This window comes from Nitrospirillum amazonense, from assembly GCF_029594735.1.
GTDB lineage: Bacteria > Pseudomonadota > Alphaproteobacteria > Azospirillales > Azospirillaceae > Nitrospirillum > Nitrospirillum amazonense.
Window position 1 is genome coordinate 892163 of record NZ_JARPAF010000002.1, and the last position, 24196, is coordinate 916358.

Annotated in this window: 22 protein-coding genes (1 of these 22 only partly in view); 6 read left to right on the top strand and 16 right to left on the bottom strand. The window is 68.1% G+C overall.

Annotation, left to right across the window (positions count from 1 at the left end; all coding sequences use genetic code 11):
• Window positions 1–160, top strand: partial view of a tetratricopeptide repeat-containing glycosyltransferase family protein gene (locus P5F91_RS10200; protein ID WP_277907137.1) — the final stretch only. Its footprint begins 1535 nt before the window's first position; 160 of the gene's 1695 nt are visible here — the last part of the coding sequence; the start codon falls outside the window, past its left edge; the stop codon is at window positions 158–160.
• Window positions 161–317: 157 nt separating this feature from the next.
• Here P5F91_RS10200 and P5F91_RS10205 read toward each other — a convergent pair whose 3' ends face one another.
• The gene (locus P5F91_RS10205; protein WP_040842430.1) at window positions 318–512 is read right to left on the bottom strand and encodes a hypothetical protein; all 195 of its coding nucleotides are present in this window, start codon (window positions 510–512) and stop codon (window positions 318–320) included.
• Window positions 513–671: 159 nt separating this feature from the next.
• Between P5F91_RS10205 and P5F91_RS10210 the strand changes: the two genes are divergently transcribed.
• Window positions 672–1187, top strand: a complete 516-nt coding sequence (locus tag P5F91_RS10210) for a hypothetical protein (protein WP_277907138.1) — start codon at window positions 672–674, stop codon at window positions 1185–1187.
• A 24-nt stretch (window positions 1188–1211) separates the two neighbouring features.
• Here the strand turns inward: P5F91_RS10210 and P5F91_RS10215 are convergent, their stop codons facing one another.
• From P5F91_RS10215 to P5F91_RS10270, 12 genes are all read right to left on the bottom strand, one after another.
• On the bottom strand, window positions 1212–2729 hold the full coding sequence (locus tag P5F91_RS10215) for a SpoVR family protein (RefSeq protein WP_088872438.1): 1518 nt from the start codon (window positions 2727–2729) through the stop codon (window positions 1212–1214).
• A gap of 80 nt (window positions 2730–2809) precedes the next feature.
• Window positions 2810–4135, bottom strand: coding sequence for a YeaH/YhbH family protein (locus tag P5F91_RS10220; protein ID WP_145613359.1), 1326 nt, complete (start codon window positions 4133–4135; stop codon window positions 2810–2812).
• Between the two features lie 211 nt (window positions 4136–4346).
• On the bottom strand, window positions 4347–6293 hold the full coding sequence (locus P5F91_RS10225; protein ID WP_145613345.1) for a PrkA family serine protein kinase: 1947 nt from the start codon (window positions 6291–6293) through the stop codon (window positions 4347–4349).
• A gap of 812 nt (window positions 6294–7105) precedes the next feature.
• Window positions 7106–7558, bottom strand: a complete 453-nt coding sequence (locus tag P5F91_RS10230) for a group I truncated hemoglobin (protein ID WP_277907139.1) — start codon at window positions 7556–7558, stop codon at window positions 7106–7108.
• 3 nt (window positions 7559–7561) lie between these two features.
• On the bottom strand, window positions 7562–8428 hold the full coding sequence (locus P5F91_RS10235; protein ID WP_277907140.1) for a DUF3034 family protein: 867 nt from the start codon (window positions 8426–8428) through the stop codon (window positions 7562–7564).
• Between the two features lie 247 nt (window positions 8429–8675).
• Window positions 8676–9383: a glutathione S-transferase N-terminal domain-containing protein gene (locus P5F91_RS10240; protein WP_277907873.1), complete on the bottom strand. Its 708-nt coding sequence runs from the start codon at window positions 9381–9383 to the stop codon at window positions 8676–8678.
• A gap of 183 nt (window positions 9384–9566) precedes the next feature.
• Window positions 9567–10004 (bottom strand): CBS domain-containing protein, encoded by a 438-nt coding sequence (locus P5F91_RS10245; protein WP_040843512.1) that lies wholly within the window; start codon window positions 10002–10004, stop codon window positions 9567–9569.
• Window positions 10005–10362: 358 nt separating this feature from the next.
• The gene (locus tag P5F91_RS10250; protein WP_145613340.1) at window positions 10363–10863 is read right to left on the bottom strand and encodes a hypothetical protein; all 501 of its coding nucleotides are present in this window, start codon (window positions 10861–10863) and stop codon (window positions 10363–10365) included.
• A gap of 199 nt (window positions 10864–11062) precedes the next feature.
• Entirely contained in the window at window positions 11063–14602 is a 3540-nt protein-coding gene (gene smc, locus P5F91_RS10255) for a chromosome segregation protein SMC (RefSeq protein ID WP_277907141.1), read from the bottom strand.
• A gap of 6 nt (window positions 14603–14608) precedes the next feature.
• Complete coding sequence (locus P5F91_RS10260; protein ID WP_186454968.1) at window positions 14609–15295, bottom strand: thioredoxin domain-containing protein; 687 nt, start codon at window positions 15293–15295, stop codon at window positions 14609–14611.
• A 128-nt stretch (window positions 15296–15423) separates the two neighbouring features.
• Entirely contained in the window at window positions 15424–16290 is an 867-nt protein-coding gene (locus tag P5F91_RS10265; protein WP_145613337.1) for a thioredoxin domain-containing protein, read from the bottom strand.
• A gap of 73 nt (window positions 16291–16363) precedes the next feature.
• On the bottom strand, window positions 16364–16855 hold the full coding sequence (locus tag P5F91_RS10270; protein ID WP_145613336.1) for a DUF721 domain-containing protein: 492 nt from the start codon (window positions 16853–16855) through the stop codon (window positions 16364–16366).
• Between the two features lie 118 nt (window positions 16856–16973).
• Between P5F91_RS10270 and mutY the strand changes: the two genes are divergently transcribed.
• Both mutY and P5F91_RS10280 read left to right on the top strand, forming a co-directional pair.
• Window positions 16974–18071 carry an A/G-specific adenine glycosylase gene (gene mutY / locus P5F91_RS10275; RefSeq protein ID WP_145613335.1) on the top strand — a complete coding sequence of 366 codons (1098 nt, stop codon included), beginning with the start codon at window positions 16974–16976 and terminating at the stop codon, window positions 18069–18071.
• A gap of 77 nt (window positions 18072–18148) precedes the next feature.
• Complete coding sequence (locus tag P5F91_RS10280; RefSeq protein ID WP_186454967.1) at window positions 18149–18847, top strand: DUF1194 domain-containing protein; 699 nt, start codon at window positions 18149–18151, stop codon at window positions 18845–18847.
• Window positions 18848–18943: 96 nt separating this feature from the next.
• Here P5F91_RS10280 and P5F91_RS10285 read toward each other — a convergent pair whose 3' ends face one another.
• Window positions 18944–20323, bottom strand: coding sequence for a hypothetical protein (locus P5F91_RS10285; RefSeq protein WP_145613333.1), 1380 nt, complete (start codon window positions 20321–20323; stop codon window positions 18944–18946).
• A 313-nt stretch (window positions 20324–20636) separates the two neighbouring features.
• On the opposite strand from P5F91_RS10285, the gene P5F91_RS10290 reads away from it, so the two are divergent.
• A complete protein-coding gene (locus tag P5F91_RS10290; RefSeq protein ID WP_277907144.1) occupies window positions 20637–21080 on the top strand; it encodes a hypothetical protein in 444 nt (147 codons plus the stop codon).
• Between the two features lie 203 nt (window positions 21081–21283).
• On the top strand, window positions 21284–22066 hold the full coding sequence (locus P5F91_RS10295) for a protein tyrosine phosphatase family protein (RefSeq protein WP_246134592.1): 783 nt from the start codon (window positions 21284–21286) through the stop codon (window positions 22064–22066).
• Between the two features lie 126 nt (window positions 22067–22192).
• Here the strand turns inward: P5F91_RS10295 and P5F91_RS10300 are convergent, their stop codons facing one another.
• Both P5F91_RS10300 and P5F91_RS10305 read right to left on the bottom strand, forming a co-directional pair.
• Window positions 22193–23563, bottom strand: coding sequence for a glycoside hydrolase family 27 protein (locus P5F91_RS10300; RefSeq protein ID WP_277907145.1), 1371 nt, complete (start codon window positions 23561–23563; stop codon window positions 22193–22195).
• 85 nt (window positions 23564–23648) lie between these two features.
• A complete protein-coding gene (locus P5F91_RS10305) occupies window positions 23649–24155 on the bottom strand; it encodes a nuclear transport factor 2 family protein (protein ID WP_145613331.1) in 507 nt (168 codons plus the stop codon).
• Between the last annotated feature and the right edge of the window lie 41 nt (window positions 24156–24196).

The following is a 24196-nucleotide window of genomic DNA, read 5'->3' on the forward strand; positions in this document are numbered from 1 at the left end:
GCTGAACCGCTTCGATTCCGACTGGCGCTGGTTGCGCGACCGTGACGACAGCCCCTGGTATCCCACCCTGCGCCAGTTCCGGCAGGAGGTGGCCGGCGACTGGTATGGCGTGCTGGCCAGGGTGGCGGCATCCCTGGACAAATGGAACCCGAGGGCATGAAAAAAGCCGCCCGGGCCTCAACGGCCCGGCGGCTTCGTTCAATTCAGCAGGGCCAATTCAGCAGGGCCAATTCAGCAGGGCCAATTCAGCAGGGCCAATTCAGCAGGGCCAATTCAGCAGAGCCAATTCAGCAAGGCTTGGCCAGTAGGGCCCGGGATCACGCGGCGCGGTTCAGCTTGCGCACCTTGGCCCACAGGTCGGACGGCTGGCGGTCCAGCTCGAACATGGAGACCTTGGACGGCTCGCGGCCCTGAACGGCGCATTCCAGCAGGAACATGTTGGTCTTCTGCGGGTCCAGCCCGTGCGCTTCGCAAGCGGCGACGAAGGCGGGATCCAGTTCCAGGGTGGACATCGGAATTGCTCTCTAGGAGGTTGGCGGTTGGGTACCCGCTTGGGGTACGCTCATAATATCGCGATGCAACATGGCTTAACTAGGGCGATTTCGCATCTGCGGCATGACAAATCGGTGGCCGGCACGCAGGAACAAGCCGCCGTTCGGGAGAAGGTTCCGATGAGGTCCTGGGTCTACCCCTTCCTGGCCGGGATGGCCGTCCTACCCGCCGCCTGCCAGCCGTCACCGCCGCCCTTGACCTTCGACGGTCTGGGCCCCGTCCGCCTGGGCATGACGGTCGTCCAGGCGGAGTCGGCGCTGAACGTTTCCTTTCGTCCCATGGGCCAGGCCCAGTCGGCGGACTGCTGGCTGACCGGCCGCAGCGACGGCAAGGACAAGCAGATCAGCTACATGGTGGAAAAGGGCCGGATCACCCGCATCGACGTCTTCGCCCCACCGGGTGGGGAGGCGACCATCCGGACGGCCCAGGGGATCGGTGTGGGCGCCACGGAGGCGGCAGTACTGAAGGCCTATGGCCCCACGGTGGCGGTGCAGCCCCACGCCTATGAGGACGGGCACTATCTCCGTATCGAGGAGCGGGGGCGGGTCCTGCTGCTCGAGACAGCCGACGGCCGGGTCACCCGCTTCCGCGCGGGCTTGCCCCCGGCCGTTGACTATATTGAAGGCTGCCTCTGACGCTGGCCTCCTTGGGGGCCTTGATCACTCTGCCAGCAGGATCGTGCGGGCGGGCACGGTCAGCTTGCGCAGCGTGTTGCCTGCATCGTCGTTCTCGAACAGCAGCACGTCGTAGCCCCAGAGATTGGCGACGTGCTGCAGCACGGACTTGGCGTCCTCCTCCGCCAGCAGCACCCCGTTCTGCACCTTGTGCTCCAGGATCAGCCGGCGGTCGCCAGCCAGATCCACGTCGGTGATCTGGATGTCCGGGTCCAGGGAGGAGAAGTCGTACTGCGCCGCCAGCTGCTGGCGCACCCGGCGATAGCCGCGTTCGTCATGGATGGCGGCGACGCGGTAGACGTTCTCATCACTGTTGTCGTGCAGGTGGAACATCCGCATCTTGCGCATCAGGTGCGGGCTCAGGTACTGCAGGATGAAACTCTCGTCGCGATAGTTGGCCCAGGCGTCGCGAAGCGCCGCCATGGCGTCGCCGCTGCCGGCATAGCCGGGGAACCAGGCGCGGTCCTCCTCCGTGGGGTTGGTCGCGATGCGCTCGATGTCCTGCATCATGGCGAACCCCAAGGCATAAGGGTTGATGCCGGAATAGCGCGGGTCGTCGAAGGCCGGCTGGAACACCACGGCGGTGTGGGAGTGCAGGAACTCCATATAGGCGCCGTCGCTGATGCGCCCCGTTTCGTGCAGGCGGGTCATGATGCGGTAGTGCGTGTAGGTGGCGCACCCCTCGTTCATCACCTTGGTCTGCCGCTGGGGGGAGAAGTACTGCGCCACATGGCGGACGATGCGCAGCACCTCGCGCTGCCAATTGGCCAGGCGCGGCGCTTTCTTCTCCAGGAAATAGAGGATGTTCTCCTCCGGCAGGTCCAGCAGGGCCCGGCGCCGTTCCTCGTCCGACGGCGCCTTCTGGCCCTTCTTGGTGGGCACCGTGCGCCACAGGTCGTTGTACAGCTGGCGCTGCATCTCCTGCCGCTCCTGCTCCCGCCGCGCTTCGGACTGCAGGTCCAGGCGGCGGCGGGGGTAGCGGTGGATGCCCTGGTTCATCAGGGCGTGGGCGGCATCCAGGGTGCGTTCCACCAGCTGCTGGCCATAGCGCTCCTCGCAGCGGGCGATGTAGGCCTTGGCGAAGTCCAGATAGCCCAGGATGCCCTCGGCATCCGTCCACTGCTGGAACAGGTAGTTGTTCTTGAAGAAGTGGTTGTGGCCGAACGCCGCGTGGGCGATGACCAGCGCCTGCATGGTGATGGAGTTCTCCTCCATGATGTAGCTGATGCAGGGGCTGGAGTTGATGACGATCTCATAGGCCAAGCCGCGCATGCCACGGCGGTACATGGCCTCGTCCCGGGCGAAATGCTTGCCGAAGGACCAGTGGCGGTACAGCAGGGGCATGCCGATGGAGGCATAGGCGTCCAGCATCTGCTCGGACGTGATGACCTCGATCTGGTTGGGGTAGACGTCCAGTCCCAGCTCGCCCAGCGCGATCTCCTGGATGGCGTCGTGGCAGCGCTTGATGGTGTCGTAGTCCCAGTCGGCACCGGTGTAGAGCAGGTTGGCATCGTCCGGTGGCGGCGCCTTCTCCCCCGGTTCCGATCTCTTGACAGGCTTCAGGCGTTCAACGGGGGCTAAGGTCAAGGTGTCGCCTCCTCCGACTGTTTCGCGCCATCGCGGGCGAACAGCTCACGGAATACCGGGTAGATTTCCCGCCGATGGCGGACCTTCTTCATGACGAAGGGCGTCTCGGTGCCGGTGACCTGCTTGTAGGTGCGCCACAGGTCGGTTTCGCGGGCGTGGGTGGCGAAGCCTGCGGGCATGGCGTCGGGGTCGGACCCGACCTCGACATAGGCGTAGTACTGGCAGGCGGGCAGCAGGTCATGCTCCAGCAGGGCCGCCGTGCGGCCGCCATCGCTGGTGGTGTTGTCGCCGTCCGAAGCCTGGGCGCCGTAGATGTTCCAGTCGGCGACGGGGTAGCGCTCCTTGATGATGCGCTTCATCTCCTCCAGCGCCGTCGACACCATGGTGCCGCCGGTCTCGGTGGAGTGGAAGAAGGTGTCCTCGTCCACCTCCTCCGCCTCATGGGTGTGGCGGATGAAGACCACCTCCACCTGCTTGTAGCGGCGGGTGAGGAAAAGGTAGAGCAGCATGAAGAAGCGCTTGGCCAGGTCCTTCATATGCTCGGTCATCGAGCCCGAGACGTCCATCAGGCAGAACATCACCGCCTGGGCCGCCGGCTTGGGAATGGGCGTGAAGCGGTTGTAGCGGACGTCGATGGGGTCGATGTAGGGGATGCGCTTGGACCGCATCACCTGGCGTTCCAGCAGGCCGCGCAGTTCCATCAGCCGGTCCGGGTCCTTTCCCGGCTGGGCCTCCAGTTCCGCGATCTCAGCCTCCAGCGCCAGCATCTCCTCGGACTTGGGGCGCTTCAGCGCGATGCGGCGCGACAGGCTGTTGCGCATGGTGCGCACCAGGTTGAGGTTGGTGGGCGATCCTGAAACGGAATAGCCCGCGCGCTGCCACAGCACGGCGTCGGCCGCCTTCAGCTTGCGCTTGGCGAGGTCGGGCAGTTCCAGGTCCTCCATGAAGAGGTCCATGAACTCCTCCCGCGTCAGGACGAAGCGGAACTCGTCCTCGCCGCCGCCGTCGGGGCTGCCATCCGTGCCACGGCCGCCGCTCTGGCCGCCGGGCGGCTTGGCGATGGTGTCCCCCTCCATGAACTCCTTGTTGCCGGGCACCACGTGGTCGCGGATGCCACCCTGGCTGGAGCGGTGGAAGGTGGGTTCGGAGATGCCGCCGGTAGGGATGGAAATGTCGGCGCCGCTCTCCACGTCCTTGATGCGGCGGTTGCTTGAGGCGCCATTCACGGCACGCAGGATCTGTTCCTTGGCACGCCGTATGAAGCGCTGGCGGTTGGCCAGGCTCTTGCCCTTGGGATTGCTGCGGCGATCGACAATGATCATCGACGACAAGGCATTACTCCCCGGTACCCCGTCCCCCGGGAACCGTACCGGCGGCGCCGGCGCCCCGGCGCCTTCGAACGGGCCGGGCGGGAGAGCGCCACCGGCGGTCAGCCGGGCGGGGGTGGTGTCCATTTCGCGTTTGAACGCAGGGGATTGCGGAGACCGGGCCCGGCCGGTGAAGCCGGGCCCCTTCCTGTCCGAAGGTCCCGGATCAGCCCGCCTGCTTCACCCGCATGTACCACTCGACCAGCCGGCGCACCTGGCGCTCGGTATAGCCGCGATCCACCATGCGCTCGACGAACTCGTGGTGCTTCTTCTCCGTCTCGCCATCCTTCTTGCTGCCGAAGCTGATGACCGGCAGCAGCTCTTCCACCTGGCTGAACATACGCCGTTCTATGACCAACCGCAGCTTCTCATAAGAGGTCCAGCTGGGGTTGCGGCCGGCGTTGGCCGCCCGCGCCCGCAGCACGAACTTCACGACCTCGTTGCGGAAGTCCTTCGGGTTGGCGATGCCCGCCGGCTTCTCGATCTTGGTCAGCTCCTGATTCAGCAGGTCCCGGTTCATCAACTGGCCGGTATCGGGATCCTTGAAGTCCTGATCCTCGATCCAGGCGTCGGCGTAGTCGACATACCGGTCGAATAGGTTCTGGCCGTAATCATGGTAGGACTCGAGGTAGGCCTTTTGGATTTCATAACCGATGAACTCTGCATAGCGCGGCGCCAGCTCGGCCTTGATGAATTCCAGGTAGCGCTTTTCCGTCTCATCCGGGAACTGCTCGCGGCGGATGGCCTGCTCCAGCACATACATCAGGTGCACCGGGTCGGCCGCCACCTCCACCGTGTCGTAGTTGAAGGTGCTGGCCAGCACCTTGAAGGCGAAACGGGTGGAAATGCCGTTCATGCCCTCGTCCACGCCGGCGGCGTCCTTGTATTCCTGCAGGGTGCGGGCCTTGGGGTCCGTCTCCTTCAGGCTTTCGCCGTCATAGACGCGCATCTTGGAGAAGAGGTTGGAGTTCTCGTGCTCCCGCAGGCGGGACAGCACGGTGAACCGGGCCAGCATCTCCATGGTGCCGGGGGCGCAAGGGGACTTGGCCAGCTCCGACCCGCCGATCAGCTTCTCATAGATGCGCTGTTCCTCGGTGACGCGCAGGCTGTACGGGACCTTGACCACGCAGATGCGGTCGATGAAGGCCTCGTTGTTCTTGTTGTTCTTGAAGCTCTGCCACTCCGCCTCGTTGGAGTGCGCCATGATGACGCCGGTGAAGGGCAGGGCGCCGATATTCTCTGTGCCGATGTAGTTGCCCTCCTGCGTGGCGGTCAGCAGGGGGTGCAGCATCTTGATGGGCGCCTTGAACATCTCGACGAATTCCAGCAGGCCCTGGTTCGCCCGGTTCAGGCCGCCGGAATAGCTGTAGGCGTCGGGATCGTTCTGCTGGAACATCTCCAGCTTGCGGATGTCGACCTTGCCCACCAGGGAAGAGATGTCCTGGTTGTTCTCATCGCCCGGCTCTGTCTTGGACACGGCGATCTGGCGCAGGCGCGACGGTCGCAGCTTCACCACCCTGAAGCGGGTGATGTCGCCGCCGAACTCATCCAGGCGCTTGATGGCCCAGGGGCTGACCAGGCCGGTCAGGCGGCGGCGGGGAATGCCGTAGCGTTCCTCCAGCGCCTCGCCCATGGTGCCGGGGTCGAACAGGCCAAGCGGGCTTTCGAACACCGGGCTCAGCTGATCGCCAGCCTTCAGGACGTAGATGGGCTGCTCTTCCATGAGCGCCTTCAGACGCTCGGCCAGCGAGGATTTGCCGCCGCCCACCGGGCCCAGCAGGTAGAGGATTTGCTTGCGCTCCTCCAGGCCTTGGGCGGCGTGGCGGAAGAAGCCCACGATGCGCTCTATCGTCTCCTCCATGCCGTAGAACTCGGCGAAGGCGGGATAGATCTTGATGGTACGGTTCATGAAAACGCGGGACAGGCGGCTGTCCTTGGCGGTGTCCACCACCTCCGGCTCGCCGATGGCGGCCAGCAGACGCTCCGGCGCGCTGGCGTACATCATCGGGTCGTCGCGGCACCCTTCCAGGTATTCCTGCAACGACATCGCCACTTCGCGGCGCGCCTCATAGCTTTGGGCGAAGGTTGTGAATAAATCGGTCGACTTCGGCATGGGTTCACCCTTTCAGAAGGATCACGCCTATCAGGCAACTCGACGGGCGGTCCCAACACGCGAGACCGCGACGGCTCCACTCTCCCCCGTTCCAACGGGGTACCAACCTCGTGACTGACGTTTCAGGAGAGGCAAGTTCCGTACCAGATGGTCCGTCCCGGTGGATCGAACCCTCGCACTCCACTTGTTAAACACTCACCTGCCGTCCTTCGTTCTCCCTGTACCCGGATGCCTTGGGTCTTGATTTAGATATTGGTGGATGATTGCGACGGAGTAGAGGCAGATCGGGGAATTTTTCAGCGAAAACCAAACGTTGTGCCGATCCGCCTGGCGTCGGCCTCATCCATTCCACCTATCCCGCGGGCTATCCCCGGGCGCCGGATCAGCGATCCGGTCAACCTTGTCCGTTTATAATCGGGCCCATGCAGCGGCGCCCTGTGCCACGCGTTCCTCCGCCAAATGGCCTAGGCCCGGGTTGTTCCCGCGACCACCGCGCCGGCGGCATTTCATGCGTATTCCCTACGGGCAGGGTGAGCTCCAAGGCCTCACCAAAATGTTAACGATATGCCCTGGGATACATGTTTTTGGCCGCCGCGGCCCATCTGTGGGGGACCGCTCGGCAGGTCCTGGCCAGTCCTGGAAATCCCCTGCAATACCATGGCAGAGCGGGCGACCGGCTATAGGTAGATGCTAAACCACGATCCGGGCCTAACGCTAGTCCCTCTATCCATAAGGCGGAGGATTTCGGGCCGTGCTGTCCAAAGGACGGCGGCTGCCCGCCGCTTGGGCATCTGCCCCACAAAGGGGCAGCGTCAGCGTGCCGGCGGCTTGTTGGACAGGTGGACGACGTCGTCGCGATAGGGCGCCAGCATGGCCAGGAAGCGGTTTTGCGCGCGGTAGGGAATGCGATGCAGGTCCATGGCGTCCTGCAGATCCTGAACCAGGGCGTTAAACTCATGGTCGCCGATGCCATAACGGGCGTGTGCCATTTTCATGTCCATGCCCTTGTATTCACAGGGGCCGCCCAGGGTGGCGCAGAACTGCGCCACCAGTTCCGCCTTGATGTGGGGACGGTTGGCGTTGACGAAATAAGGGCGCAGGTCGGGGTCGCGCATCATTCCGTCCATGAAGTCGTCCACAAGGGAGACCAGACCCGGCTGGCCGCCGAAGGTCTGGTAAAGGTCGGGCGAGGGGCCGGAGGCGCATCCGGCGATCGCGCCGGCCAGGGTGATTGTCAGCAGGGCGGCGGCGGTGCGGCGCGTCATGGTTCAGAACCCCGCTTGCAAGGACAGATAGACGGCGTTCTGCCGCGTGGGCGTCACCACCCGCCCCAAATTCACATAGGCCAGGGTGAAGGCCAGGTTCTTGCCGGGCAGCCAGGCGACGAAGGCGTCGTACCAGTCGTCTTCCGGCGCCAGGCCGGGGTTGGCGCGGGCCAGGGTGTTGGGTTTCATGCGGTATTCCACGCCCGCCACCAGGGTGCGGTCCAGCAGCAGGGCCGCGCTGCCCTCCAGTTCCGCATAGTAGTTGTCGTCGGCCCCGCCGAAACCCAGCAGCCCGGTCTGGTTGGCCTTGGTCAGGCGTACCGTGCCGCTCAGCAGCAGGCTTTGCGCCAGCAGCACCTTGGTGGCGCTGGCGTAGAGATCGACGCCGTCGCCGCTGCGCGCACCCAGCGCCTTCACCAGGCTGCCGCGGTCGTTGGACTTGTACTGCGCGCCCAAGGACAGCTGGGGCAGCCAGTTGTCCTGGTCATAGACAGCGTCGCCGGCGACCCGCACCTTGACGCCGGCGATGGTGTTGGTGAAGGCGTAGCCGTCTCCCAGCCCCAGGGCGCCGCCGATGGCCTGGGTGTCGAACCTGTCCTGGGCCACCGACAGCTCCACCCGGTCCCACAGGCCGATCAGGGCGCCATAGGCGTTCATGCCGTAATCATGGGTGCGCACGGCGGTGAAGAAGGCGGTGGCACCCACCTCCTCCCGCGTCCCACCGCCGCCGATGACAGCCCAGGGCGTCAGGCCGCCACCGGCCGCCCCCTCTACCTGAGTGACGCCGCCAGTGGCGATCAGCTTGCCGCTGACGGTCAGGTCTTCCGGCCGGCTGACGGTGGCACCAGCGGCCGGCGGGGCGAGGGGCAACCCCGCGGCCAGCAAGAATGCGCCGGCCCACGCCGCGACTCGGCGCTGACGCCGCACATCCGAAAACCGCCCCAGCATGCCCATCCCTTGACCATATCCGTGCCGGGGACCATCCCCAGGCCGCGCCCCGCCGCACGGGCGGTGGCGCGGGGGTAGATGGCGGCGGCGGCGGCGTGGTCAAGGCGCCACTATCCGGAAGATGGCCCGGAAGATGGGCCGGAATTGGGGGGGCCGCCGGTGCAGGGTTTCAACGCTGCCGGGCGCCGAACAGGTTCTCCCGCGTCTTCTCATCCAGGGCCTGGCCGGCGGGGCGGCTCTTGTCCTTCAGCAGCTCCAGCCCGCGCTGCACGGCGGGGCGGGCGGCCACGGTGTCGATCCAGCGTTTCACATGGGGGAAGTCGGCCAGATCGATGTCGTAGCGTTCATGCAGGCGCAGCCAGGGGAAGGTCGCCATGTCGGCGATGCCGTAGTCACCGGCCAGGAATTCCGTCTTGGCCAACTGGGTGTTGGCGACACGGATCAATCGGCGGGCCTCATTGGTGTAGCGATCGATGCCGTATTGGATGCGCTCGGGCGCGTAGTTACGGAAATGGCCGGCTTGGCCGAACATGGGGCCGACGCCGCCCATCTGCCACATCAGCCATTGCACATGGCCATACCAAACCGCGGCGTCCGCAGGGCGGAACTGGCCGGTCTTCTCCGCCAGGTAGATCAGGATGGCGCCGGACTCGAACAGCGACAGCGGCCGGCCGTTGGGGCCGTCGGGATCGACAATGGCCGGCATGCGATTGTTTGGTGAGATGGCCAGGAAGTCCGGTTTGAACTGGTCGCCGGCGCCGATGTCCACCGGGTGCACGGCATAGGGCAGGCCCATTTCCTCCAGGGCGATGGAGATCTTGTGGCCGTTGGGCGTGGGCCAGGCGTATAGCGCGATGGCTTTGGGATCGATCACCATGGGGCGGCGGCTTTCGCTGAGAGGGGGTGGGACGGCAGCCTCCCGGAACGGGTGACGGGCCGCTGCGATGGTCATCACAGCGGCCCGTCCATCCCTTGCGGGTGATGCCTTTCACCCGGTGCAGCCAACTCCCTTCCCCGGTGCCGTGGCACCGGGGTGGCGCGGGGGCGGAGGATGCGCCGCTCAGAAACCGCCGGCCACGTAGACGCGCATGCTCTCCACCTCGCTGGTGGCCTCGGCAAGGCGATGCTTCACCACGTCGCCGATGCTGATGAAGCCCACCAGCCGGCCGCCGTCCATCACCGGCATGTGGCGGAAGCGGCCTTCCGTCATCCGGGTCATGATGGAGGAGACGCTGTCGCCGGGAGCGCAGGCCACGACCTTGCGGGTCATCAGTTCCGACACGCTCTGGTTCAGCACGGCGGGACCGTGGGTCGCCAGACCGCGCACGATGTCGCGTTCCGAAATGATGCCGGCCACGCCGCCGCCGGGGTCCAGCACCAGCACGGCGCCGATGCGATGGGCCGCCAGCAGGGCCGCCACCGTTTCTATGGTGTCGCCCGGCTTGGCGCTGATGATGGTGCTGCTGTCCTTGTGCTTCAGGATACCGGAAACATGCATAGGCGCTTCTCCCGTTCAACACGGGGAACGCGGGCGGGGGCGGTCTCGCGCCCTGGTCGGCCTTCCCAAGGGCCGGTCTTCCGCGTGCCCAGTGGATTCATGCCAAGGAAACCAGCGCCGGTTTCTGTCGACCGGTAACGGCCCCCTCCGGAAGCGGGCCGCAACCGGCGGCCCCTCCTTCCAGGGGACTATGAAACGTCATGTTGCGCCGCGTCCGCAATGGGCCAAACGGCGACGGGCCCGGCCGAGGGCCGGGCCTTAAGCATAGGTCGAGGGATATGGGCACCCAATGCATCGCGCCGTGCCTAACAACCCCTAGCGACCCAGGGATTGTTTCGGCAAGGGAATATTCGGTCCCTTAACGGGCGCGGCTGCCGGCGCCGGTCGCGGCGGAGGCCGCCGGGCCCGACTGCTGCGGCACCAGCGGCAAGCAGTTCTGCACGATGGCGTAGCATTGGGACAGGCGGCCAGCGGGACTGTCGGTGGAGCTGCCGTAGACCAGCTGCTGCACGGCGCCGTTCTTCAGGGTGAAGGTCGCGTTGCAGTTGCGGGCCGACACCTCGGTGGGGCCGAAATCGGCGCCACCCCAATACCCGCGATGCCACGGGCCACCGCCGAAACCACCCCAGTAGGACGGGCCCACGCGGGTCTGCAGGCTGTCGCTGGAGTAGGTGAAGTATTCCACATTGTCGACCGCCGTCTGGCGGGTGGGCACGCCGGCGCAGGACAGCAGGGTCTGCTTCGGCATGCCGATCAGCGCGCGCTGGGCGTACGCCGCCTGGTCGGCGTCGGGGTTGGTGGCGCAACCGGCAACGGCCAACAGGCCCACCGCCGCGAGTGCCAAGGAACGGTACCGCATTTCAGTCTCCCTCACACGTCCGGTTCGGCCGCTGCCGCCGGATGAAACAAGCCCCAACCGCCCGGGCCCTGCCCCAGGGCCCTTGCCTGTTAAGATAGTGCAGCGCGCGCTTTCCCGCCAGGGCCGGACTGTTGCGGGCCAGCGCGCCAGTTGTCGCGGGTAACGGGGTTAACACCCTACCGCAGCTCCATTTTTACGCCTATTCGGCGGCCTGGAGCTCCTCGGCGGTAGCCAGATCGACGGACACCAGCTGCGATACCCCCCGCTCCGCCATCGTGACGCCGAACAGGCGGTCCATGCGCGACATGGTCAGGCGGTGATGGCTGATGATGAGGAAGCGGGTATGGCCCGCCCGCGCCATCTCCTCCACCAGGTCGCAGAAGCGGCCCACGTTGGCCTCGTCCAGCGGCGCGTCCACCTCGTCCAGCACGCAGATGGGCGCCGGGTTGCACAGGAAGACGGCGAACAGCAGGGCGATAGCGGTCAAGGCCTGCTCGCCGCCCGACAGCAGCGACAGGATCTGCAGCTTCTTGCCCGGTGGGCTGGCGTAAATCTCCAGGCCGGCGTCCAGCGGATCCTCGGTGTCGGTCAGCTTCAGCTGGGCGCGGCCGCCGCCGAACAGCTGGGTGAACATCTCCTGGAAATGGGCATCCACCTTGTGGAAGGCGGCCAGCAGCCGCTCGCGGGCCTCCTTGTTCAGACCCGAGATACCCTGGCGCAGGCGGGCGATGGCGGACACCAGGTCCTCCCTCTCCGTCTTCATGACGCCGATCTGCTCGTCCAGCTCCTGCACCTCCTGCTCGGCGCGCAGGTTGACGGGGCCCATGTTATCGCGCTCGGCCTCCAGACGACCCAGGCGCTGCTCCACGGCATGGGCCTCGGGCAGGGGCTCGCCCTCGTCCAGGCCGGCCAGGGCCAGCACCTGTTCCGGCGGGCAATCCAGCCGTTCGGCGATGCGCTCCTTGACCGTGTCCAGATGCTGGTGGGCGGAGCCGACGGCCGCCTCGGCATGGGCGCGGGCCTCGCGCGCGTCGGCCAGGCCGTTCTCCGCCTCCTTCAGGGTGCGCTCGGCCGTGGTGAGCGCGCCCTCGGCTTCCGCCAGGTCGTCGCCGGCACGGCTGCGCACCCGCTCCGCCTCATGGATCAGGTCGGCCAGGGTCAGGCGCTCTTCCTCGATCTGGGCCGGGCGTTCGGCCAGGCGCTCCTGCTCCTCCCGCGTCTCTTCGGCGCGTTCGGTCAGCTCGGCCAGGCGGCCGCCGGTGCCGTCGCGGCGCTGGCGCCACGATGTTTCCTCGGCGGCGATGGCGTCCAGCCGGCGGCGGCGGTCCTCCGCCTCGCGCAGCAGGCGGTCCAGGGCGTTCTGCGCCTCCGCCTGTGTGCCGCGCGCCTCGGTCAGGCGCAGGCGGGCCTCCGCGATCTGCTCCCGGCCCTCGCCCGGGGGCGGCAGTTCCTCCAGCGTGGCGCGGGCCTCGGCCCGGCGTTCCCGCAGGTCCTCCTCATCCGCCGTCATCTGGTCCAGGGTCTCGGACAGGGCGGCCAGGCGGCTGGCCAGGGCGGCGGCGGCCTGGGCCACGCGGGCGTGGGTGGCGCGGGCGTCGGCCACGGCGCGGAAGGCGGCGCTGACGGCGTCGCGGGCCGCGCGGTCCTTGGCGGAGGCCTGGTCCACGGCGCGCAGCGCCTGGGCCACGCGCTCCTCCGCCGCGTCCTTCACCGCCTCATAGGCGGCGCGGGCCTCGGCCACCAGGGCGTCAGCCTCCGCGATCTCCTGCGTCAGTTCGGTCAGGCGGTTGCGCTGGCGCAGGCGCTCGGCGGCAGCGGTGGGCGCGCCGGCGGCGATGCAGTGCCCGTCCCAGCGCCAGGCGGCGCCATCGCGGGTCACCAGGATTTGGCCTGGCACCAGGTTGGGGGCCAGGCGCGTGCCGGTGGCAGTGTCGGCGACGATGCCGATATGGGCCAGGCAGCGGTCCAGCGCGCCCGGGGCCTTGACCTTGGCGGCCAGCGGCTCCGCCCCGGCGGGCAGGGGGACAATGGTGCCCAGGGCGGGCAGGGCGCGCCAGTGCACCGGCGCCGCCTCATCCAGCGGGGCGGTCAGCGCGTCGCCCAAGGCGGCGGCCAGGGCCTGCTCATAGCCCTTGGCCACGGTCAGCGCGTCCACCAGCGGCGGGAACAGGTCGCCGGCCCCGGCCTTCAGCAGGCGGGTGATGGCGTCGGCCTCCGCCGTCAGGCGGGCGCGGTCGCCCTCGGCCCGCTGCAGGGCGTCGCGGGCCGTCGCCTGCTCCTGCGTGCCCAGCGCGCGGGCGGCGTTGGCGGCCTGCTCGGCCCCGGCCTTGGCGGCTTCCGCCTCCTCCGCCGTGCCCTTGGCCAGTTCCAGCCGTTCCTCGGCCAGGTGGATGGCCTCTTCCGCCTCGGCCACGTCGTCGCGGGCGGCCTGCTGGCGCTCCAACTCCGCCTTCTGCGCCTGCGTCTCCTCGACACGGCGGCGCAGGGTGGCGACGCGCTGCTCCAGGTCCTGCGCCTGACGCTGGATCTGGGCGCGTTTGGCCTCGTCCGCGGCCAGCCGCTCGGTGGCGGCCGCCAGCTCCGCGTCCAGGCTGGCCACCGTGTCGCGGATTTCCTCCAGGCGGGCCTTGGCCAGTTCCTGGCTTTCGGCCTCGTCCCCTTGCGCGTCGACGATGGCTTGGCGTTCCTCCGCCAGGCGGGCCAGCGCGCGGTCGGCGTCGGCGGCCAGATCCTTTTCGCGCGCCAGGTCGCCCTCGATCTGGGCCAGACGGCGCTGCAGGGTGGCCAGCGCCTCGGTCGCGCGCCGCTCCTCCGCGTCCAGCTGCTCCCGCGCCACCAGCAGGCGCTGCAGGGCGGCGGCGGCCTCGGCTTCCGCCTGGCGCTTGGGCGGCAGGCTGGCGGCGAGATCCGTGCGCTTGGTGGTGGCCTGCGTGACGGCCAGCATCAGGCCGCGCACCGCCTCCTCCGCCTTGTCGAAGCCGGCGCGAGCCTGCATGACCTGGGCGGTTGCGGTGGTCCAGCGCAGGTGCAGCAGCAGCGCCTCCGCCCGGCGGATGTGGTCTGAGATGTTGCGGTAGCGGGCGGCCTGGCGGGCCTGCTTGCGCAGGTTCTGCAGCTGTGCGTCCATGGTGACGACCACGTCGTCCAGGCGCGTCAGGTTGGTTTCCGCCGCCTTCAGCTTCAATTCCGCCTCATGCCGGCGGGAATGCAGGCCGGTGATGCCGGCCGCCTCCTCCAGCAACTGGCGGCGGTCGCCGGGCTTGGCGTTGATCAGGGCACCCACCCGGCCCTGGCTGACCAGCGCCGGGGAATGGGCGCCCGAGGCGTTGTCGGCCAGCAGCAGCTGCACGTCGCGGGCGCGGGCGGGCCGGCCGTTGATGCGGTAGTCGGAACCGGCGCCGCGTTCCAGCTTGCGGCTGATCTCCATTTCCGTCTGGACGGCGTCCGCTTTGACGCCCGGTGTGCCAGCGGTCAGGTTGGGGCTGTCCAGGTGCAGGACGACTTCGCACAAATTGCGCGCCGGCCGTGTGGCCGTGCCGCCGAAGATGACGTCGTCCATGTCCTCGCCACGCATCTTCTTGGCCGAGGTCTCGCCCATGGCCCAGCGCAACGCCTCCACCAGGTTGGATTTGCCGCAACCGTTGGGGCCGACGATGCCGGTCATCCCGGGCTCGATCAGAAGCTCGGTGTGGTCCACGAAGGACTTGAAGCCGGAGATGCGAAGCTTGGTGAATTGCACGGGGTCTTACTTCTTCGGTGCCTTGGCGCCCGCCTTGATCAGGGCGGCGGCCAGCTTGTCATAGTCGTTGGGGCCGGCGATGCGGTCCACTTCCTTGCCACCCTTGCGGATGATCAGCGTGGGCGTCTGTTCGACCTTCGCCTCGGTGGCCTCCTGGCTGCTGGCGGCGATGTAGTCCTGGATGGGCTTGCTGGCGACGCAGGCGTCATAGGCCGGCGCCGGCAGGCCGGCCATGCCCATCATCTCCTTGAGGCCCGCCTCCGGGTCCTTGGCGCCCAGCCATTGGTCCTGGGTGCTGAATAGCAGGCTGCGGGCGTCATTATAGCTGCCGACGGGCAGGCAGCGCGTGGCCATGTGGGCCAGAAAGCCGACACGGTTGGTGGGCGTGTCGTGGAAGATGAAGCGCACCTGCCCGGGATTAATGAAGTCGGCCTTCAGGCGGGGCAGCATCGTCTCCTCGAAATGGGCGCAGTGCGGGCAGGAGAGGGAGGCGTATTCCTCGATCACCACCGGGGCGTTGCCGCTGCCCAGGGCGCGGGTGCTGGTGGCGGCCGCGATGTCGATGCCGCCACCCGTGGACGGGGCGGGGGCAACCGCTGCCTGGGCCACGGCGGGCGCGGGCAGGGCCAGCGGGGCGGCCAGCGCCGCCATCCCCATGACCAGGCCCTGGGCCATGCCGGCTCGATCACGCATCCAACGCCCTGCCATATCCCCCTCCATCCCGACTCCAAAACGCGACTGGTTCAAAACGCGACCGGTCCAAACGCGACGGGCACGAAGACGGCGCCCTTGGGATCCCCGTCCCCAGGGCGCCGCTGGTCTCACTTCTTGCGGCGGGTCAGCATGAAGATGCCGCCCAGCACGACTAGGGCGGCGATGATGCCACCCACGATCAGGCCGGTGTTGGGGCCGGTGGACGCGGCCGGCGCGGCGGCGGAGGCCGCCGGGGTGCTGGCCGGCGTGGTCGCGGCCTGGTCTGCGGGGGTGGCTGCGGCCGGCGCCGGCGCCGGGGCCGGGTTGGCCGGGGCCTTAGCGCCCGCCTTCACCAGCGCTTCCGACAGCTGGCTGTATTCACGCAGGTTGTCGATCTTCTCCACCATGGCGTCGCCCTTCTTGATGAAGAAGGTCGGGGTGCCGTCTACCCCCAGCTTTTCCGACGCGTCCAGCCGGCTCTGGGTGATGAAGTCCTGCAGCGGCTTGTTGCTCAGGCAGGCGGTGAAGGTAGCGTCGGACATGCCGCCCAGGCGCAGCGTCTGCTGCAAGGCCTTCAGCGGGTCGTCGGCGTGTTCCCACTGCGCTTGCGTCTTGAAGATCAGGCCCTTGGCGGCGGTGTAGCGATCGGGCGGCAGGCAGCGGGCGGCCATTTCGGCGGCGAAGGCCAGCTGGTCCAGCGGGAAGTCGTGGAACACCAGCTGCACCTGGCCGGTGTCGATGAAGTCGGCCTTCAGCTGCGGCAGGAACGCTTCCTCGAAATGGGCGCAGTGCGGGCAGGTGAACGAGGCGTATTCCTCCAGCACCACGGGCGCCTTGACATCGCCCAGCACGCGCGGGCTGGTGGCGCTGGCGACGTCGATGGTGACCGGGGCGTCCGCCGCTTGGGCGTGGGCCGCACCGGCCGCCAGGACACCGGCCAGGGCACCGGCGGCCACCAGGGCGGCGGCCAGCGAATTACGCAGATGTAGGTTCACCTTAGTTCCTCCGATACCAACTGTAGTGACTATAGGGGGCGGCGCCGGGGGCCGGCAAGCCGCGTCCGAGGGGCTATCGCTTCGGGGACCCGACCGGCTTTTCGGTGGCCAGGATGGCGCGACCCAGGCTGGTCAGCGCCTCCCGCAAATCCCCGTCTTCCACGGCCGCCGTCTGGGTTTCCAGCGCCGCCGCCTCGCCCGCCGACAGGCGGCGGGGAATCGGCGCCGGCCGGTCGCGCCGCCGGTTGGTGGCGGGGGGCGCCTGCAGCAGCTTCAGCCGCGCCACGGCGCGGAAACCGAAGAAGCCGTTCAACCGCTGCAGGATCTGCGGCTCCTCATGCTGGATGAACAAAGCGGCGGGTCCGGCCACGCCCAGGTGCAGCACGGCATCATCCTGCCGGCCCTTGGGGAACTGCAGCTTCAGCGGCAGGGCCACGCTGGCCAGGCGGGGACCCACGATGGCGTCCCACTCGGCCAGCAGGGTGGCGAAGGCCGGGCCATGGGGGCCCAGCGCCTTGCCGGCGATGGCGTTCAGGTGGCGGCCAATGGGGCGGGGGCCGGGCATGGGTGGTGGTGGACCTTGAAACGGTTGCGGGGGCGGCGTATCCGCTAACGCCGACCCCTTTGTCTGGGACAGTGTTTGGGGGCAGTTGAACCATGGCGCAAGGGGCTTTGACCACACAATGATCGTCGCAGGCGACTCCCTTCCCCCCGGCAACGATTTGCCCGCCCCCCGGCCCGCCGACCTGCTGGCCTGGTACGACGCCCACCGCCGGGTGCTGCCATGGCGCTCCGCCCCCGGTGCCAAGGCCAACCCCTACCATGTCTGGTTGTCGGAGATCATGCTGCAGCAGACGACGGTGGCGACGGTCGGCCCCTATTTCCAGCGCTTCCTGACCCGCTGGCCCACGGTGGCGGACCTGGCGGCGGTGGACCTGGACGAGGTGCTGAAGGAATGGGCCGGTCTTGGCTATTACGCCCGTGCCCGCAACCTGCACGCCTGCGCCAAGGCGGTGGTGGCGCGGCACGGCGGCCGCTTCCCGGCGGACGAGGCGGCGTTGCTGGATCTGCCCGGCATCGGCGCCTACACCGCCGCCGCCATCGCGGCCATCGCCTTCGACCGGCCCGCCACGGCCATGGACGGCAATGTCGAACGGGTGATGTCCCGCATCTATGCCGTGACCGATCCGCTGCCAGGCTCGAAGCCCAAGCTGAAGGCGCTGGCCGCCGCCCTGGTGCCGGAAAAGCGGCCGGGCGACTACACCCAGGCCCTGTTCGACCTGGGCGCCACGCTGTGCAGCCCCCGCAGCCCCCGCTGCGTGCTGTGCCCGTGGATGGCGGCCTGCCGGGGCCGGCGCGACGGCCTGGCGGAACTGCTGCCGCTGAAGGCGGAGAAGGCCGCCAAGCCGACCCGCCGGGGGGTGGCCTTCTGGTTGACCAACGCCCGGGGGCAGGTGCTGCTGCGCCGCCGCCCCGAATCGGGCCTGCTAGGCGGGATGATGGAGGTGCCATCCAGCGCGTGGGAACCTGGCGTGGACCTCGCCTACACCCGCGCCCTGGGCTGGGCGCCGGCGGCGGCCGACTGGCAGCGCCTGCCCGGTGTCGTCCGCCATACATTCACCCATTTTCACCTGGAACTTACCGTCGTTCGCGGCCACCTGGATGACGATGGGGCGGCGGTTGAGGGCGTGTGGTGCGCCCCCGCCGACTTCCATGACCAGGCCCTGCCCACCGTCATGCGCAAGGTCGTCGCCTGGGCGCGCGGCGGCGGCAAGGACTGATCCCGCCCAGGTGCCGCCGCGTTTCTCCATAGGACTACGGGTAGATGGGACGAGACGTGAGTGAGGGTGGTCAAGGAATGGCCAAGCCGACGCGGCGCGCGCTGCTGGCCGGCATGGGGGCGGCACTGGCGGCTCCCACCTTGCCGGGGCGGGCCTGGGCGCGGGCCGGCGGTACGCCCGTGGACCTCGCCCTGGTGATGGCGGTCGACAGCTCCGCCAGCATTTCCAAGGTGATGCTGGACTTCCAGCTGCGCGGCCACGCCGCCGCCTTCCGCGACAAGACGGTGCACCAGGCCCTGACCGGCGGGCCGAAGGGCAAGGTGGCGGTGCAACTGGCCCTGTTCTCCGGCCCCGGCACCCTGACCACCCTGGTGCCCTGGACCCTGCTGGCCGGGACCCAGGACGCGCTGGCCCTGGCCGACCGCATCGATGAGGCGCCCGGTGTCGCCATGGGCGGCAACACGGCGCTGGGCGATTGCATCGTCCAGGCCGTGCGCCAGCTGGACGCCTGCCCCTACAGCGCCGACCGGCGGACCATCGACCTGGTCAGCAACGGCTTCAACAACGGCGGCATCGATCCCCGCTCCGCTCGGGCGCACGCCCAGGCCGCCGGCGTGGGCGTGAACGGCCTGGTCATCCTGGACGAGTACGATTGGCTGGAACCCTACTACCGCGAGAACGTGGTCGCGGGGGAGGATGCCTTCGTCATAACCGCCGCCAACCGTCACGCCTTCGCCGATGCCTTCCTGTCCAAGCTGGTGCGGGAAGTGGTGTAGTTTTTGGGCGGCCGCCCAGGCGAAGGGCCGGGGCCCAAAAGAAAACGGGAGGGGTGTTTGCCCCTCCCGTTCTTATTTCAGCCAGATCGCTGGTCTTTACTGCTGCTTGCGGGGGCCAGCGGCCGGGCGGGGGCCCTGGGCGGGCTGCTGCTGCTGCGCGCCCTGGGCGGGCGGCGGCTCGTTGGCCTTCTTGCGCAGCACGCCGGCGATGGCGTTGCCGGCGTTGTCGGCCACAGCCTTGGACGCCACCGGCGCCTCATGCGAGATGATGAACAGCTGCCGGTCCTTGGTCAGGTACAGGATCAGGTTGGCGTAGAACTCGCCCTTGTCCGTCTTGCAGCTGGCGGAACCGGTCTGCATGTCGATCTGCAGCAGCTTTTCCAGCTTGCCCTTGGTCGGGGTGTAGGTGCCCTGGCAGCCCTTGGACAGGCTGTCCAGGTAGTTCTGCATGATCTTTTCCAGGTCGCCGGCCTCGGGCTTCAGTCCGACGGACCGCAAGGAACCGATGACGTCCTTCTGGATGGCCCAGGCGAAATCGCCCGGCCGTTCCTGCGGCGACATCTTGTCGACGGGCAGGGGGTGCGCGTCCTTCAGGCCGGCGTCCATCAGCAGGGCGGCGAAGGCCGGCGGGATGGCGGGCGGCGGGGCGGGAAGCTGCAGCTTCCCGGCCATGGCCTGGTCGAAGCAGGCGTTCAGGTCCTTGAACGCCTTGGTGCCGCCCTTCAGCACGAAGGTGGCCGTGTCGTTGGGGCTGGTGATCTCCAGCTTGTTGGCCGCCGGCAGCGCCTTCATGAAGTTGGCGTCCATCGGGTCGAAGCCGGTCATGATGGCGTTCGGCTGGATGACCTGCGAACCGCGCGTCTGCTCCAGCTTGCCGTCGAGCTTCAGCTTGATGGCCGGGCCCTGGCCCGGCGGCATGTTGGCGCCGGGCACGCCGATCACCAGGTTGATGATCTTGGGCGGCAGCTTCTTCGCCTGCTGCTCGGCCTGAGGCACGGGCAGGGCCAGGAAGACTAGCGCCAGGCCGTTGTCGAAGCTGGCCTGCGCCTCGCACAGCTTGAAGCTGCCGTCGGTATAGACCTGCGGACCCACCTGCCAGTTGCCGGTGACGGTGCCGACCTTGGAGGCGGCCGGCGCGCCGGAGGGCGCCGCCGGGCCGGTGGCGGGGCCGGCGATCGGGGCCTGCGCGGCCGGGGCCTGGCGCGGGCCGGCGCTGGGGCCCAGTGCCGGGCCCGCTGCCGGACCCACTGCGGGGCCGGCGGCCGGGCCGGACGGCATGGGGGCCTGCTGGGGGGCTGCCACGCTGGAACCGGAGGAGATGGCGCCCGGCAGGATCAGGCCGCCGTTGTCGCCACCGCCGGCCGGCGCTTGGCCCCCCGAGGCTTGATCCGGCTGGGGCGTGGTCTGGGCAAGGGCGGAACCGGCCAGGACCAGAGCGGTGCCGGCGGCAAGAAGACGGGCGGTGAAGCGGGACACGGGGCTACGTCTTATCCTAAATGAAACCCATGGGTGCGACGGGACCCTAGGGCACGTCATGGCATCATTCAAGGGGCATGCGCGATCGCGCCGCAGGCCTGTCCTTGCGCGCTCTCCGGAAGAGTTTGCGCCAAGCGCTGCGGCGGCCATACCCCCGCCATAATTCTTCAATTCTACTCTCCACTTACAGGCTTTCCGCTGGAAATGTCGTTGCGTGCCCGATATAAGAAACGATCACATTTGGCGCGCGAACGTTTGGGGGCAAACGATGCGTTTCGCAGCCGCGTTAGTGGTTCTGATGGTATCCGCGCCGATGTTGGCGCATGAGCGTCTGGACGCCGCCGAGGTCGGCCGCTACGTCAGCGCGGCGGAGGCCCTGGTCGCGTCCGCGCCGGACGATGGACAGCCCGCTTTCGTCCTGCTGGCCCACCCGGGGCCGGAGGCGAAATCCCTGCTGGCCAGTTATGGCTTTGATGAGCGGCGCTGGCGCCAGGTGACCCAGCGCGTGCTGGCCGCCCGGCAGGCGGCCCGCGCGGCGGAGGAGCCGGTGGAAAAGGGGGCGGCGGCGCAGAAGCTGGCGTCCGCCTCCAGTCTCAGCGCCTTCGACCGGCAGGAGATGGCCGCCCTGGTCCGCTGGACGGAGCATGACCGCGCCGCCCTGGAACAGGAAACCAAGCAGGACCGGTCGGTGATGGCCCCCTTCTTCGAGCGGCTGGATCGGCTGGACGCCAGCCATGTCCGTCCCATGGGGCGCTGACCGGGGTGGACTAACTGGCCATATCCGGCGCGCTTAACCCCTATATCCACCCGCGCGGGCCTGCGGTTGATGCGCCCATGCGCGCGAGGCCCCTCGCCCCCGGCGGGCAAACATCCTATATAGGGGCCGTGAGCCTGACGGATCCCTCCCCCTGGATGGCGGGCCGGTGGTTTCCTGCCTTTGCTTTAGGATAAGTGCACGCGATGACGGACTATCGGCTGCAGGCCGCGACGGTGGACAAGATGCCGGCGGCCGGCCCCGGGGCGCCGCCCTCCCACACCGCGCCCGGGGGGCAGCCTACCCCCTCCCACGCCGCCGTGCCGCCGAACCAGATCCGCGGTTTCAAGCGCTATCTGAACAGCTTCTTCAAGGATCACGCGTTCATCCGCATGATCTACAAGAACATGTTCAAGATTTCGCCGCGGCTGTACCGATCCAGCCAGCCGACGCCGCGCCACATCGCCCAGGCCGCCCGCCTGGGCGTGCGCACCGTCATCAACCTGCGCGGCCGCCGCGACAATTGCGGGTCCTGGGTGCTGGAGGATGAGGCCTGTACCCGCCACGGTCTGACCCTGGTGAACTTCGCCGTCAATTCCCGCGACGCGCCCAAGAAGCACATCCTGCACCAGGCGCGGCAGATTTGGCGCGACGCCCAGTACCCCGTGCTGATGCACTGCAAGGCCGGGTCCGACCGCGTCGGCTTCATGAGCGTGCTATACCAGTTCGTGCATGAGGGGGTACCGCTGAAAATGGCGCTGGGTCAGCTCAGCCCCAAGTATGGCCACCTGCGCCATGCCAAGACCGGCATCCTGGACCACTTCTTCGAGACCTTCCTGGCCTATGCCCAGGCCCAGGGGATCGAGCCTAGCGTCGACGCCTTCTACACCTGGGTGGATGACGTCTATGACCCGCCCGAATTCAAGAAGACCTTCATGACGCGCTGGTGGGCCAGCGTGCTGGCTGACAAGGTGCTGCGCCGGGAGTGACCCCGGCGCCAGCCCAGCCTTTCCGGCATATACGCGCGGCATTTGATCGTGACCGCTCAAATGCTTCCTCAGGCACCCGCAGTCGCGGGCTACAGCGGCACGAGTCGCTACCTCGTGCCGCTGGCGTTACTTCACTTCATAAAGCGCGCTGCCGTGCGCAGGTAGCGTGACGCTCAGGCTGTCCGCCGCCGGCAGGGCCTTGTCCGTCCACAGGTCGTGGGCGGTGAGGTTGCCGCCGGCCAGGCCCAGCTTTCCCCAGGACGCCGACAGCGTCGACGGCTTGTCGTCCAGGTTGAACAGGGCCAGGTAGCGTTGGCCCTTGGCGCCCGTGGCTAGCCAGACGCGCGCGTTCTCGAAGCCGGCGGGCAGGTCCGTCACCGGGTGGCTTTCCGTGGCCGTCTGGTCCACCTGAATGACGGCGCGATTGGTGATCAGGGCGCGCGTGGCCTCGTCCAGCTTGGTGAGGTTGGCGCCCAGGATCAGCGGCGACCGGGCGATGGCCCACAGGGTCACCTGGGTGCGCTGCTCATCGGCCGTCAGTCGCGACGTGCGCGGGTCGCCCCAGCCGGGATTGGGTTCCAGCACGCCTATGGGCAGCATGTCGGCGTCGGGCCAGCGGCCATGCTTGGCATGGGGCGCCCAGCCCGGCAGGACGTCGAACAGGTCGCGCAGGCCATAGGGGAAGCCGTCCGTGGGCTTGTCATGCGGGAAGGTCCAGCCGTCCCAGACGTCGTTGGTGATCCGCCACATCTGGCCATAACGGCTGATTTCATCCGCGTGGGACAGGTTGGTGGGACCGGGGGAAAGACTCAGCACGATGGGCCGGCCCGTCTTGGCGATGGCGCTGCTGATCTGCCGGATTTCACTGACCTTGTAGGGATGGTCGGCGATGCAGTCGACCTTCAGGAAATCCAGCCCCCACCGGGCGTACTGAGCCATCATCGAATCATAATAGGCTTGGCCGGCAGGGGTGTCGCGCACCCCGTAGTTGCCATCGTCCCAGGGGCAGGTGTCGGCGGTGTCCGCCGCGTCGGCGGCGTGGAAGGACGATCCCGCCACCGGCGTGTTCCGCTCCACGGCCTGCTTGGGGATGCCGCGCACGATGTGCAGACCGAACTTCAGGCCCTGGGCATGCAGCCAATCGGCCAGCGGCTTGAAACCCTGGCCACCGGTGGCGGAGGGGAAGCGGGCGGGTACGGGAACCAGCAGGCCGTTGCCGTCCAGCAGGTATTGCCGCTCCGCCAGCGACTTGCCGAAGGGGTCGGCCATGTACCAGCCTTCATCCACCACGGCGTAGGTCCAGCCATAGGGTTTCAGCGTCGCCAGGACGCCCGCGTTGGCCTTGAAGTCGGCCTCGTCGATGGTGAAGCCGTAGGCGTCCCAGCTGTTCCACCCCATTGGGGGCGTGGGGGCGGGCGACTTGGCCGGCGCGGCCAACGCCGTGCCGGCGGCCAGTAAGGACGGTAACAAGCTCGCGATGCGCAGCCAACGCCGCATGGGGTCCTCTCCCTCTTCCATATTGTTAGCGATAACAGTACGGAAAAGCGGGGCGGCCGCAAGGACGGAGATCGGATTAGTCGTACTAATGCAGCGTCGGCGGCCGGCCGTTCAGATCCTCATAGCCGCTGGCGTCCTCGAACGCGGCGATGGAGGAGATGGGCGTGGCCTGGTGATGGATCATCTGCCAGCCGCCGCCGGAACGGGCGAACAGGTTGGTGACCACCAGCGCCGTGTTGGCCACGAACTCCTCGCACACCACCCAGCCGATGTCGCCGCACACCGTGGCCTGTTCGCTCTGGTGACGCACGCCCGGCGACCGGGGGTTGCCCAGCAACTCGCGCCAGCTGCGCATCACGGGCTCGCGGCCCGACAACGCCGGCCAGCCGGGATGGACGCAGCGCACGTCGCGGTCCTGCGCCCACAGGGCCTCCATGCCGGCCACGTCGCGGTCCGCGAAGGCCTGGTAGAAGCGGCGATTGGCGGCCAGCACATCCTGGACATCCGTGTCGCCGTGTTCATGTTGATGGGTGTCACCCTCCGCCGTTTCGGTTTCCGGTGCCTGGCATGAAAGCGCGTGGGTCTTCACCATTGCGTCCCCTGTTGACGGCATTCCGGCCGGCTCTCTCAGCG